Source organism: Cupriavidus sp. 05T41 (assembly GCF_056396525.1).
The window spans coordinates 1-12,853 of record NZ_JBFTLQ010000075.1 but is presented as its reverse complement, the minus strand read 5'-3'; the positions used below and the strand labels follow the sequence as shown (position 1 = coordinate 12,853).

The 12,853-nt window shown below is 65.8% G+C and carries 12 protein-coding genes; 8 read left to right on the top strand and 4 right to left on the bottom strand.

Annotated features, from left to right (window positions below; genetic code table 11):
- Nucleotides 1-76: 76 nt before the first annotated feature.
- The gene (locus AC1DKV_RS31470) at nucleotides 77-1,132 is read right to left on the bottom strand and encodes a beta-keto acid cleavage family enzyme (protein WP_477138834.1); all 1,056 of its coding nucleotides are present in this window, start codon (nucleotides 1,130-1,132) and stop codon (nucleotides 77-79) included.
- A gap of 134 nt (nucleotides 1,133-1,266) precedes the next feature.
- Here AC1DKV_RS31470 and AC1DKV_RS31465 point away from each other — a divergent pair, with 134 nt between their 5' ends.
- Entirely contained in the window at nucleotides 1,267-2,301 is a 1,035-nt protein-coding gene (locus tag AC1DKV_RS31465; protein ID WP_441619585.1) for an AraC family transcriptional regulator ligand-binding domain-containing protein, read from the top strand.
- 164 nt (nucleotides 2,302-2,465) lie between these two features.
- Entirely contained in the window at nucleotides 2,466-3,464 is a 999-nt protein-coding gene (locus AC1DKV_RS31460) for a Bug family tripartite tricarboxylate transporter substrate binding protein (RefSeq protein WP_441619583.1), read from the top strand.
- 9 nt (nucleotides 3,465-3,473) lie between these two features.
- On the opposite strand, the gene AC1DKV_RS31455 is transcribed toward AC1DKV_RS31460, so the two are convergent.
- Entirely contained in the window at nucleotides 3,474-4,364 is an 891-nt protein-coding gene (locus AC1DKV_RS31455; protein ID WP_477138833.1) for a LysR substrate-binding domain-containing protein, read from the bottom strand.
- 224 nt (nucleotides 4,365-4,588) lie between these two features.
- Between AC1DKV_RS31455 and AC1DKV_RS31450 the strand changes: the two genes are divergently transcribed.
- From AC1DKV_RS31450 to AC1DKV_RS31440, 3 genes are all read left to right on the top strand, one after another.
- The gene (locus AC1DKV_RS31450; RefSeq protein ID WP_477138832.1) at nucleotides 4,589-5,662 is read left to right on the top strand and encodes a TauD/TfdA family dioxygenase; all 1,074 of its coding nucleotides are present in this window, start codon (nucleotides 4,589-4,591) and stop codon (nucleotides 5,660-5,662) included.
- Nucleotides 5,663-5,779: 117 nt separating this feature from the next.
- Nucleotides 5,780-6,541: an SDR family oxidoreductase gene (locus AC1DKV_RS31445; RefSeq protein ID WP_477138831.1), complete on the top strand. Its 762-nt coding sequence runs from the start codon at nucleotides 5,780-5,782 to the stop codon at nucleotides 6,539-6,541.
- A gap of 90 nt (nucleotides 6,542-6,631) precedes the next feature.
- Entirely contained in the window at nucleotides 6,632-7,621 is a 990-nt protein-coding gene (locus AC1DKV_RS31440; RefSeq protein ID WP_477138830.1) for a Bug family tripartite tricarboxylate transporter substrate binding protein, read from the top strand.
- Nucleotides 7,622-7,745: 124 nt separating this feature from the next.
- Here AC1DKV_RS31440 and AC1DKV_RS31435 read toward each other — a convergent pair whose 3' ends face one another.
- The gene (locus tag AC1DKV_RS31435; protein WP_477138829.1) at nucleotides 7,746-8,657 is read right to left on the bottom strand and encodes an adenylate/guanylate cyclase domain-containing protein; all 912 of its coding nucleotides are present in this window, start codon (nucleotides 8,655-8,657) and stop codon (nucleotides 7,746-7,748) included.
- Nucleotides 8,658-8,921: 264 nt separating this feature from the next.
- On the opposite strand from AC1DKV_RS31435, the gene AC1DKV_RS31430 reads away from it, so the two are divergent.
- Together AC1DKV_RS31430 and AC1DKV_RS31425 are read left to right on the top strand one after the other, a co-directional pair.
- Entirely contained in the window at nucleotides 8,922-9,536 is a 615-nt protein-coding gene (locus AC1DKV_RS31430; protein ID WP_477138828.1) for an HD domain-containing protein, read from the top strand.
- A gap of 121 nt (nucleotides 9,537-9,657) precedes the next feature.
- A complete protein-coding gene (locus AC1DKV_RS31425) occupies nucleotides 9,658-10,689 on the top strand; it encodes a patatin-like phospholipase family protein (protein ID WP_477138827.1) in 1,032 nt (343 codons plus the stop codon).
- Nucleotides 10,690-10,738: 49 nt separating this feature from the next.
- Here the strand turns inward: AC1DKV_RS31425 and AC1DKV_RS31420 are convergent, their stop codons facing one another.
- The gene (locus AC1DKV_RS31420; RefSeq protein ID WP_441643428.1) at nucleotides 10,739-11,602 is read right to left on the bottom strand and encodes a cytochrome c; all 864 of its coding nucleotides are present in this window, start codon (nucleotides 11,600-11,602) and stop codon (nucleotides 10,739-10,741) included.
- Nucleotides 11,603-12,304: 702 nt separating this feature from the next.
- Between AC1DKV_RS31420 and AC1DKV_RS31415 the strand changes: the two genes are divergently transcribed.
- Nucleotides 12,305-12,853: M20/M25/M40 family metallo-hydrolase (locus AC1DKV_RS31415; protein ID WP_477138826.1), on the top strand; the 549-nt coding region annotated here is incomplete at its 3' end.

Sequence of the window (12,853 nt, the reverse complement as noted above, 5' to 3'; positions counted from 1 at the left end):
CCACTGTTGCTGAGGTGAGGCCGGCCCTCGTGCGCGTGGCTGGCGAGGGCCGGTGGGTGATGCGGCAAGCGCGGGATCAGGCCGCTTGCGGCACGGGGAAGCCGCGCTGGCCCGGCTTGCGGTTGGGCACCATGCCGAGGTTGCGGATGGTCTCGTCGGCGCTGTCGTACCACTCGTCGATCTTGTAGATGCGGCGCGCATCCTTGCCATCGGCCACATCGCGGCCCAGTTCGCGCGCCAGGCGCACGGTCTGCTCGATCTGCTGCACCGAAGTCATGCGTTCGCCCTTGCGGCCCCACAGGTTGTCCTCGATGCCCACGCGCACGTGCAGGCCGAGCGCGATCGCCATGGCGTTCATGGGCAGCACGGCGCGCATGGCGCTCTCGATCGTCAGCACGGCACCGTCGGGCGTGCKGCGCACGAACTCGATCATGTCGGCCGGGTRCAGGCCGGCCGCGCCGCCGCCGATGGCGACATAGTTCAGGATCAGCGGACCACGGTACAGGCCCTTGCGGATCAGGCGCTCGACGGTTTMGAGCTGCGCCACGTGGCCGAGCATGAAATGGGGCTGGATGCCCGCCTTCGTCAGCCGCTCCAGGTGCTCGAGGAAGAACGAGGGCTTCGAGTCGACCACCATTTCACTGTACGCCTTGACGTACTCGGGCTTCTCCAGGATGGTGCCCTTGACGTCGTCCTCGGTCAGCATCTCGCAGATGTTCATCTGGCTGGTGTTGATGGCGATGGTCACCTGGTCCGGCTTCGGGTTCAGATCGGCCAGCATGTGGCGGGTGTCATAGTCCAGCCATTCGGCTGCCTTGCCTTCGCCCTCCGGCGCGAAGGAGATCGAGCCCCCGACCTGCAGCACCATGTCGGGCACGGCTTCGCGCAGGCGGGCCAGCATCTCGTTGAACATCGAAAGGCGCTTCGAGCCCTTGCCGTCGGATTCACGCACATGCACGTGCAGCACGGTGGCGCCCGCGTTGTAGCAATCCACGGCCTTCTGGACCTGKGCATCCATGCTGACCGGGATGTCGTCGGAATCGGTGGGCAGCCATTGCGGGCCGTAGGGCGCCACCTGGATCACCAGTTTTTCCTGGTTTTCGGGAAGCAGGCTGTCGTCGAGAAAATGCATGGGTCGTCTCCTGGTTGGTCGGGAATATCAGCGCGGGGCGCATGGCGATATTCTGGACGGCATCGAGACCTTTTGTTTATCCTTGCGTCACTCCTTAATATACTGGTGTCACACTTGGTGGAAACCCTGAATTTATGAAGCCGGTCAACCGTTCCGTACCCATGGGCACCCTGGCGCGCGTGATCGAAGTCCTGCGGGAACTTGGCGTGGATCCCTGGCCGGTCCTGGGCCGCCATGGCGTAACCGCGGCGGCGCTGGAGGAGCCCATGGCACCGCTGGCGCTGGCGGTGTGCGCGCGTATCCTCGCGGACGCCAGCGATTCGGCTGCCTGCCCGCACCTCGGCGTGCTGGTGGGTGCCCGGGCGAACATGGAGAATGCCGGCCCCCTGCGGCTGCTGCTGCTGTCCTCGAAGACGGCGCGCGATGCCGTGGAGGGCATCCTGCGCTACGGCCGCATCTGGTACCGGGGCATCGATACGGCGCTCACCGTGCGTGAGGGTTACGCGGCATTCTCGGTCGAGATCGACGGCACCTTCGCTGGCCGCGAGGAATTGCTGACGGCCTACCTGGCGGCCAACCTCCAGTTGTTCCGCCTGCTGCTCGGCAAGATGTGGACGCCCGCGGCGGTTCACCTGTCCCGGCCGCTCCCTGCCGGGCTGGGGCCGTACGCCTCGCACTTCGGTCCCCATGTCCTGTTTGGCCAGCCGCGCGACGAATTCACCTTCGCCTCGGCCACCCTCGACCAGCGCTGCGGCGTGGCCGACGAGGCGCTCGAATCGTCGGTGGTCCGCTACCTCAGCGAGCTGGAATCCCATGTCATGCCTGATTTTCTCGGCCAGGTCCGCCATGCGCTGCGCGACCTGATGCTGCTGGGAGAGTGCACCGCGACCCGGCTGGCTTCGCTGTTTGCCGTGCACCGCTTTACCCTGCATCGTCACTTGCAGGATCACGGCACGTCTTTCGCCGTGTTGCTCGACGAAGAACGCCGCGCGCTTGCGCGGCGCTTGCTGGCCAATACGGATCTGCCCGCGGGCGATATCGCCCAGGCCCTGGGTTTCAAGACGCAGGCGGGATTCAACAAGGCCTTCCAGCGTTGGGAAGGCGTGCCTCCCGGGGCGCTGCGCACCGAGCGCCGCCGGCGGCCCCGCCTCACCGTCCACCGCGCATAGCGCCGGGGCGCGCCGCTCCCATCTTGCGACATTACCGATTGCTCATGTATCTGAGGTATTAATTCATTAGTGTTCCGGGCCTGAGCGTGGGCAGAATTCACCGGCACACACGCCTCCGATAGCCAGACACTCATAGAAACGGCGTGTGCTTCCCAGGAGACAACATGAAGCAGAAATGGGCAGGCCGCGCCGGCCTTGCATTGAGCATCACGGCACTGACGGCTGCAGCACTGGTTGCGGGTTCCGCCCTGGCCCAGGACAAATGGCCGTCGCGGCCGATCCGCCTGGTCGTTCCCAGCCCTGGCGGCAGCGGGCCGGACGTGCTGGCCCGCGTTTTCGCCGAGCAGATTTCGCAAGCGCTGAAGCAGCCCGTGGTGGTGGACAACAAGCCMGGCGCCAACGGACAACTTTCGGTGGATACCGTGGTCCGCGCGCAGCCCGACGGCTATACCGTCCTGTTCGCCAGCGCGTCCGCCACGGTGATGAACCAGGCCATCCAGCCGAAGCTGCCCTACGACATCGTGAAAGACCTGGTTCCCGTTGCGCAGATTGGCGCGGGCGGGGTATTGCTGGTCGTCACGCCCGATTTTCCGGCGAAGAACGTCAAGGAGTTCGTCGCCACCGTCAAGGCCAGTCCGGGCAAGTATGACTACGGCAGCTGGGGCGTCGGCTCGGGCGGCCACCTCGCCATGGCGCAACTCCGCACGCTGGCGGGGCTGGAGCTGACCCACGTGCCGTACAAAGGCGTGCCGCCGATCATGACGGACCTGCAGGGCGGGGTGCTGAAGGTCGCCTTCGTCGACATCACCACCTCGGTACCCCTGGTCAAGAGCGGCAAGATCCGCGCGCTGGGCATCACCGGAAAGCACCGCGCGCCGGCCTACCCCGATGTGCCCACGATGGCCGAGCAGGGCTTTCCGATGCGCAACGAAGGCTGGTATGGTGTGTTCGTCCCCAAAGGCACGCCGCGCGATATCGTCGCCGCGCTGAATACGGAGATCAACAAGGCCTTGCGCTCGCCGACGCTGGCCGCGCGCTTCCAGCAGCTCAACATGATGGCGGATCCGCCGCTGACCAGCCCCGACGAGTTTGCGCGCACGGTCAGGAATGACTACGCCACCTGGGCGGACGTCGTGAAGGCCAACGGCATCAAGCCGGAGTAGCCGCGCCGCTCAGCCCGCCACGGCAAGCTCCGCGCAATGCTGGAAGGCCTCGATGKCGGGCGAGGGCGCCTGCCCTAGCAGGGTGAAGGTCGAGATCKACAGCAGCACGCCTGGAATCTCGAGCGGCAGGATGCGGGCAAGCCCGCGCTCTTCATAGGTTCGCGCCAGGCGTCCCGTCACTACCGCCACCGCCTGTATTTCTTCGAGCAGCCCCAGCACCAGCCCGGCCGATACGGATTCGACATGGTGCGGCGGGCTCTCGACCTTCATGCGCCTGAGYGCGGCGTCCAGGCTCTGCCGCAGCCTTGCGGTGCGCGGCGGCAGCACCCACGGGAAATCGGCCAGGTCGCGCCAGCCCACGTCCGCACGCGTGGCGAGCGGATGGCCGGGGCCCACCACGACGCGCATGACCTCTTMGTAGAGATGGTGCTGGCCGACGTCCTGCGGCGTGGCCCTTTCCGACAGCGCGCCGAGCACCACGTCGAGCCGGCCGGTGCGCAACTGCCCCATCAGGATATCCATCGGCGCCTCGTACACCGCGATGTTCAAGGTCGGCATGCGCGCCTTGGCCAGCGCCACGATGCGCGGCGCGAGCGACAGCGTGGTGCCCGGCATCGTACCCACGGCGATCGTGGCGGAAGCCCCCTGGCCCAGCGCCAGGAGTTCATCGCCGGCCCGGTCCAGTTCGTCGAGGATCGACTGCGCGTAGCGGACAAAGCACAGGCCATGCGGCGTGGGCTCGATGCCGCGCGGCCGGCGCACGAACAAGGCATAGCCGAGGCCGTCCTCGATTTCCGCCAGCGCCTTCGAGACGGCCGGCTGCGTGATGTTCATCGCATGCGCCACCCGCCCGACCTGCCGGTATTCCTCCAGCGCTATTACCAGACGGAGATGGCGCAACTTCAACCCAGTGCGTAAGAAACTAATGGCATCCATCGGTGCAGACCCTTAAAACTCTGGTGAGTATTTGAATTTTCGCCGCATGAGAGGACGGTTCACATATCGGATATTACCTTTTGGTTTTGTCGTGAGCATCATTTTTCATTAGCCATCCGGTGCGTCTCTTCGCACAATGTATTCAACGGCCGGCGCCTGGCAACGGCCACTAAAACAAGGAGACGAAGATGCAAGCTGTGCATGAGATTGCTACGCCGAAGCCCGTCGAGACGCCGGCCAGCTGGACGGCGGCGGAGATGGCTTCGAGAGAGTCCGAATGGGTGATGTGGCTGAGCCAGGACGATGTCGCGCAGCTGGATGCCGCACTGGGCCATGCCAAGGGGCTGGGGCTGGCAGTGCCCGCCATCACCAGGGAAACCTTTCCGCTCGGCAGCCTCGCCACGAAGCTCGCCGACCTGCGCCAGCGCCTGGAGCGTGGCATGGGCGTCGTGCTGCTGCGCGGCCTGCCGATGGAGCGCTACTCGAAGATGGATGCCGGCGCGATCTATTGGGGCATCGGCATGCACATGGGGCGCGCCGTGGCGCAAAACGCCTTCGGCGACGTGCTTGGGCATGTCTGGGATCTTGGCAAGAACCCCAAGGACGACATGACCGCGCGCGGCTACCAGTCACGGCATCGACTGCCGTTCCACACCGATGGCGCGGATGTCGTCGGCCTGCTTTGCTTGCGCACGGCGAAAGAGGGCGGGGTCAGCAGCATCGCCAGCTCCATGGCCATTCACAATGCMATGCTGCAAGAACATCCGGACCTGCTGGCGCGCCTGTACCAGCCTTTCGCCTTCGATCGCCGGCATGAGGAAGCGCCCGGCCAGGCGCCGTTCACCATGACGCACGTGTTCACGTGGCATGGCGGCCGGCTGTTCAACCGGTATATCCGCAGTTTCATCAACACGGCCCAGCGCTTTCCCGAGGCGCCGCGCCTGGCGCCGGAAGACATCGCCGCGCTGGACCGCTTCGACGCCTACACGCAGGATCCGCGCTTTCGCATCGATATGGAACTCGCGCCGGGCGACATGCAGTTCCTGAACAACTACGTAATCCTGCATTCGCGCACCAGCTACGAKGATCATCCCGATCTGGACCGCAAGCGCCACCTGCTGCGCCTGTGGCTGTTCACGCCGGGTTTGGCCGACGTGCCCGAGAGCTTCAGGCTGCGGTACCTGCTCACGGATGCCTGGGCGAAGAATCCCCGGCCGCCGATCTATGACGTGAACCAGATCATGGGCGTGACCACGCACTGAATCGCGCCGCATGCGGCGGGTGACACCGTGCATCGCCATGCGGGCGGATGAATCCATCAAGACATCAAAGCATCGAAGCATCGAAGCATCGAAGCATCAAGGCGAAGGAGTACAACCATGAAGTCTCTGCACGGAAAAACGGCCTGGATCACGGGCGGCTCCAGCGGCATCGGGCGGGCCTGCGCGCTCTCGCTCTGGCAGGCCGGCGCGACCGTGGTCATCTCCGCGCGCAGCCAGGAGGCGATCGACGCCCTCGTGGCCGAGTGCGGGAACGAGCGGATCATCGCGCTGCCTCTCGACGTGGCGGACCGCGCAGCGGTGGAAGCGGCCGGCCGGCAGTTGCAGGAGCGCATCGGCGCGGTGGACATCCTGGTCAACGCGGCKGGCATCAACGTGGCCAACCGCAAGCTGTCGAAGCTCACGCCGGCGGACTGGGACCAGGTGATCGACATCAATCTCAACGGCGCGTTCTACTGCATGCACGCCGTGCTGCCCGGCATGCGGGAGCAGGGCGGGGGCACCATCGTCAATATTTCGTCCTGGGCCGGCCGCTTCGCCTCCGCGCTGACCGGCGCCGCCTACGGTGCAAGCAAGCATGCGATGGCCGCCATGACCCTGTCCGTGGCGATGGAGGAATGCGCCAACGGCATCCGCGCCTGCGCGATCTATCCGGGCGAGACGGCCACGCCGATCCTGCTCAACCGTCCCACGCCGCCCTCKGAGGAAGACCTTGCGCGCATGCTGCAGGCGGAAGACGTGGCKGCAGCGGTCKATTTCGTGATCTCGATGCCGGCGCGCGCCACCATCAATGAACTGGTCATCAGCCCGACCTGGAATCGTGCCTTCCTCGGGTTCCAGCCGCCCCCGAAGCAAGGCTAGTACAGCGGCGGTTCCGGGGCGCGCGCCGCCGCGAACCGCTGCCTTTGCGCATGACCGGTGCTTACCCGGCACGGATTCCAGGAGACAACGATGAACCGACGCATTTGGATGGAAGGCCTGCTGTCCACCGCCATGGCAGCGCTGATTGCCGGCCCGCTCCAAGCCCGGGCCCAGCCGGCGCCGCCGTGGCCGTCCCAGCCCGTGCGCATGATCGTGCCGGGCGGGGCCGGCTCGGGCACCGACCTGATGGCGCGGCTGTTTGCCGAGCCCCTGTCGAAGGCCCTCAGGCAGCCCGTCATCGTCGAGAACCGGCCCGGAGCCAACGGCCTGATCGGCAACGACATGGCCGCMAAGGCGGCGCCTGACGGCAACACCATCCTCTTCAGCAATGCCTCGGCGGTGTCGGTCAACGCCGCGCTTCGCGCTACGCTGCCCTACGATACGCTCAGGGACCTGGCGCCGGTCATCCAGGTCAGCGCCGGCGGCGTGCTGCTGGTGGCAGCCGCGGGCGTGCCGGTACGTGACTTCAGCGAATTCCTCGAATACGTGCGCGCGAATCCCGAGATCGCCTACGGCACGTGGGGAGTCGGCTCGACCGGGCACCTCGCAATGGAAGCCATTGCGCACGACAGGCAGCTCCGGATGCGGCATATCCCCTACAAGACCATGGGGCAACTGCTCACGGACCTGCAKGGCGGCGTGGTCAAACTTGCATTCGTCGATGCGCGCTCGCCCGTCGCCCTGGTCCAGGCCGGCAAGCTGCGGCCGATCGCCATGACCGGCACGCGCCGCGCGCCCATGCTGCCAAATGTGAAGACGCTCAAGGAGCAAGGATTCAGCTTCGACCTCGATGGCTGGTATGGCTTTTTCGTGCCGGCACGCACACCGGCCGGTATCGTCAGCCGGCTCAATGGCGAGATCACGCGGGTCATGCTCGACCCCGGGCTGCAGCCCGCGTTTGCGCAGCAAGGCCTGGCATGGGTGGGGCGGAACTCGCCCGAACAGTTCATGCAGGTGATCCGCAACGACATCCGTGCATGGAAGGACGTCGTCGTGGCGGCCCAGGTCAAGGCGGATTGAGCGGGGCATGGCCCGCCCCGCACGGCGCATCCGTCGCCGGCGGGCACCGTGGTGCCGGCTGCTGGCTCAGGTGGCGCAGGCGACCCTTGCCTGGCATCGGGTGTCGCGGCACTCACTTTGACGCTCAGCGGCCTTCAACGTAGAGAAAKAACTCAACCCGCTCGCCCGCGGACTCCATCGACTGGCCAAACGTGATCCAGCCATGTCCCCTGAGCGCGACTTCGTCGCGGCGCAGGACGAATTCATCTTCGCCATCGATGGTGACATGCGTGCCGTTCGAACTTCGATCGGTCAGCACATACCTGCCCGCGCGCGACTCGACCGTCGCCTGGAATCTCGACGCCTGCCGGTCCGCCACGACAATATTCATGGCGCTGTCGCGGCCAATGCTGACCGGCGTGGAGGTGGCGTTCATTTCGAGCAGCGTTTCCCGGTACCTCAGCGTGAGCAGCGCGCTGCGCAAGGCGCGCGGACTCGCCACGGCCATGACGGTCATGTCGGCGTTCTGCTGCCATATCGCTTCGAACAGATCGACGGGCGGTTCCTTGCCGCGCACCTGTATCGGGTACAGGTAGCGGGTCATCTGGCGCAACCTCTCCGGCAGGCGCTCCACGGAGGTCCTGCTGGTGATGATCTGTCCACGCGAGGCGAGCTTGGAGAGGCGGGCGGCGAGATTCACGGTGTCGCCGAACACGTCGCCCGATTCATCGGACAACACCTGGCCATGATGAAAGCCGATATGGACCGACATGGGCACGCCGGCAATGGGCGGAAGTTCAGAAACCGCCACCTGCATGTCGAGTGCTGCCTGCATCGCCTGTTCGGCCGATGCAAACACCACCATGATCTCGTCGCCGATGGTCTTGACGACGCGGCCCTGGACGGCCCCGGAGCAGGATTTCATGACGGCGATGCAGCGGGTGATGGCACCGAAGGCGACCGTATCGCCGGCCGTTTCATATAGCCTTGTACTGCCGCTGACATCCGCGAACAATACCGAGCCGTCGGACGCCTGAGGTACTGGTTCTCGGTCCATATGCATCAATCCGTCCGGTCGATCGGCTGGCCGTCAAAACGTCGTCGGCAAACTGCGCTTGCACTTTGGGCATTCTGGCACCGTCGCCGGGGTTGCTCAACTTGAATTCGCGCGCCGGCTGCGCCGCGATAGTGCGGCAGAGTACTTTGGAGGCGATCCTTTACCGCCTCACCGGCGCGGCCGTGGCGCATACTCATGCTGATCCGGGGGACGYGCGTGACGCGAATGAGACCCGCCCCGGGGCTCCGTGGCGGGGGAGGCCAGATGAACCAGACGCAAGCGCGCTTCCTGGCGTTGTGGTCGCGCTGTGGCGGCATCCACKGCGAGGCCACCTATGCGGACCTGGCACGCCACTACGCCGAGCCGGCGCGTCACTATCACACCCTGCACCATGTGCGCCGCTGCATGCGCGACCTCGACCGGGTGCGCGACGCGGTCCCCGACCCCGATGCCGTGGAATTGGCGCTCTGGTGCCACGACGTGATCTTCATTCCCGGAGCCAGGGACAACGAGCAACGCAGCGCCGAGTGGTTCGTGCAGCGGGCCGGGGGGCGCATCGCGGCGGCGGGGCGCATCGCCGACATGATCCTGGCGACCCGGCATGCCGTTGCGCCGCCCGATCCGGACGCCGCCTTCACCGTTGACATCGACCTGGCGGTTCTCGGTGGCGGACGTACGCATTTCCGCCAGGACGGGGCGCGCCTGCGGGCCGAGCGCCCCGATCTCGACGAACGGACCTACGATGCGCGCGAGCGTACCCTGCTGGGTGCGCTGCTGGCGCGTCCACGCATCTACTACACGGACATATTCCACGCCCGCTGCGAAGCCAGCGCCCGTCGCAACCTGACGTGGCGGCTCAGCCTCCCGGCGCCGCATTGAGCCCCGGCAGCCATCGATCGAGGAGACGCCAATGTCCCAACCAGCGCGAGCCGCAGCAAGCGGCCCCCGGCGCAACGCCAGGCGGGCAGCGCCAGCGACGCCGGCAACCGAGGAGGGCGCCGTGCACGGGACGTCATCCTCCCCGGTCCGCCGCATCAATATCGCGCTGCAGGGAGGCGGCAGCCACGGGGCGTTCAGCTGGGGCGTGCTCGATCGCCTGCTCGAGGATGACCGCATCGAGATCGACGGCATCAGCGGCACCAGCGCCGGAGCGGTCAACGCTACCGTGCTCGCCTACGGCCTCGTCAGCGGTGGACGGGAGGGGGCGCGYCGGATGCTTGAGGCATTGTGGMGCGGCGTCGCCGACTGCGCCCGAATGAGCCCGCTACAGCCCTCTTGGCTCGACCGGATGATGGGCTTCGACCAGTTGAACCTTTCGCCGGGGTGGCTGATGTTCGACTATGTCACCCGCTTCTTTTCGCCCTACCAGCTCAACCCGTCCAACCTGAACCCGCTGCGCGACATGCTGGCCCGGATGATCGATTTCGAGATACTGCGCAATTGCCGTAGCCCCAGGCTCTTCCTGTGCGCCACCAATGTGCTGAGCGGCCGCATACGGGTGTTCGGCAATCACGAAATCAGCATCCAGACCGTGCTGGCCTCGGGCTGCCTGCCCAGCCTGTTCCAGGCCGTGGAGATCGAGGGGGAGTACTACTGGGACGGCGGCTACATGGGCAATCCGCCCATCTACCCCTTGATCTACGAGACCGACGCCCGCGATGTGSTGATCATCCGCATCAATCCGATCCGCATTCCAAATGTACCGACTACGGCACGGGAAATCCTCGACCGGGTCAACACCTTGAGCTTCAACTCGTCGCTGATGCGGGAGATGCGCGCGATCGAGTTCGTCTCCAGCCTGATCGACGAAGGCGCGCTGGATCCCGCGCGCTACCGGCGCATGTTCATCCACAGCATCGATGCCGAGACCGAGATGGCCAGGCTCGGCGTATCGAGCAAGTTCAACGCGGACTGGCACTTCCTGAGTGAGCTCTGCGCGCTGGGACGCGAGCGCGCCGATGGCTGGCTGAAGGCAAACTTCAGCGCGCTGGGACAACGCTCCTCGACGGACATCGTCAAGACCTTCCTGTGAGTGCAACCATGACAGCAACCGTGGCGTGGCAATCAAGGTAGCAGCGGAGTCACGAGCCTGCCGCAGACGCCGCCACCTTGTGTCCGGCCATATGATGCAGATACGCCAGCAAGTCCTTCAGGTCGGCGTCAGACAGCGTTTTCCTGTCGATCGCTGACATGCGCGCGTTGGGCCACCAGCGCAGCGCCTGCGGGTCACGGATCAGTTTGGTCAGCTTGTCGTCGCCCAGGTACTCGACCGGGCTGTATGGCACGTTCAGATCGGGGCCAAGCTGTGCATCGCCGACCCGGTTGAGGGAGTGGCACGAGAAGCAAACGCGCTGGAACGTCGCAAAGCCGCGCATGACAGGGCCGTCGGCAGGCAGGCCGGCGGCGGGCCGGATGGCCGCGAAGCGCTCGGCAGGCGAAGCCGTGATGTCGATGCGCACGATGTTGTATGTCCAGAGACTCTCGTTGACCACGGAAGCGGCGTGGCCCGACGGAACTGTCCAGATCAGGCGAAAGGGCCCGATGTCCTGGCCCTTGAGCGTTGGCCACGGCGCGGCCGGGTTCTCCACCGCCAGCCAGGCGCGCGGCTCGTCGGCGCTGTCAGCCAGCAGCAGGCGCATCGGCAGGTGCGAAATATAGCCATCGCCGGCTGCAGTCGTCGCACTCGCGTCGGGCGTCACCGGCATGCCGCGCAGCAGGACCGCCAGGGGAATGGCCTTGAACGTCAGGCGGCGTTTCAGATTGTCGTCGTCCACCGTCACATCGGTCAGGCGACGGTCATTCAGCAACCCGTCGCGCGTCCAGTTGCGCTGTTGCGTGCCAGCGGAAATGGTCAGCGTCGCCGTGTCCGCGGCGCACGCCTGTCCTGCCAGGAACGCTATTGCACAAGCAAGCGCGCCGGCGGCCTTTGCGATCCAGCTTTTCATGCGTCTTTCTCCAAAGCGCAGGAGATAGGTACGGCACGGCTGCCATCAACACGCGTCCCGCGCGATCGGGCTCCCGCAAAACACCGCGCAAGCCGGGAGCGCCTAGGCAAGATGAGCGACAGACGAATGTGCCCGTTTTTGTCCGAGCGCACAGTGTATTCGAAAGCGTGGAGGCGGAGTAGGCGATCCGCGCCTGCGTCGCCGCGGCGGAACGCGGCGGGCAGGTCGAAGCCGCAGGGAATGCCTATTCGGACCACGCCAGGGTCGGGCCGAAGTCGGCATGGGTGTCGCGGAAGACGAATCGACGGCGAGCCTACGCCGGCACTGGCGCCATGTCCCTAGGGATAGCACCGAGGACATGGAGATCGGTTCCTTCTTGACMATGCGGATATGCCTGACTACCATGTAGACGCTGGTTACATTGATGCTTGCGACAGCCGGGAGTGAAGGGCGGAAAAGCCCACCGCTGCCGTTGATCGTTCGCCTCATGATATGACGAACATCATTTCATTGGCATGAGCTCGCAAAGACGCGAAGCGCAAGGGACGACACACGACAGAAAAGCTCGGACAACGAGTTGAAGGCAGTCGCATGAATCCACAGCAAGGAGGGGAGAAAACCGCCAGCTTCCCTTGCGGCAGGCTGTACCTGCATCCCGCAACACGGCTTGCATCAAACCAACAACAACGAAGGAGATCCCGCATGGCTGTCCGTCATAACGCATCCCGTTCCACCACCCGCATTGCCCTCGCCAGCGTCGCACTCGCCGCCGGCCTGCTCTGCAACGCCGCGCTGGCGCAGACCGCGCCGGCCCCCGCCAGTGCCGACACCCTGCACGCACAGATCGAGGCGCGCGCCAAGGCCGTCGAAGCCCAGCTCATCGCCTGGCGCCGCGACATCCACCAGCATCCGGAACTCGGCAACTACGAGACCCGCACCGCGGAGCTTGTCGCCGACCACCTGCGCAAGCTGGGCATGGAAGTGGAGACGGGCGTGGCCAGGACCGGCGTGGTTGGCGTGCTCAAGGGCGGCAAGCCTGGTCCGGTGGTGGCGCTGCGCGCCGACATGGATGCGCTGCCGGTGAAGGAACGCGTCGACSTGCCCTTCGCTTCCAAGGCAAAGGGCCGGTACCTCGGCAAGGAAGTGGACGTCATGCACGCATGCGGGMATGACACCCACGTGGCGATACTGATGGCGACGGCCGAGGTGCTGGCCGGCATGAAGGACCAGTTGCCGGGCACGGTCAAGTTC

Coding starts and splice junctions, on each gene's coding strand:
- AC1DKV_RS31465 (WP_441619585.1), top strand. CDS start 1,267: ATGAAGCCGGTCAACCGTTCCGTACCCATGGGCACCCTGGCGCGCGTG.
- AC1DKV_RS31420 (WP_441643428.1), bottom strand. CDS start 11,602: ATGAAAAGCTGGATCGCAAAGGCCGCCGGCGCGCTTGCTTGTGCAATA.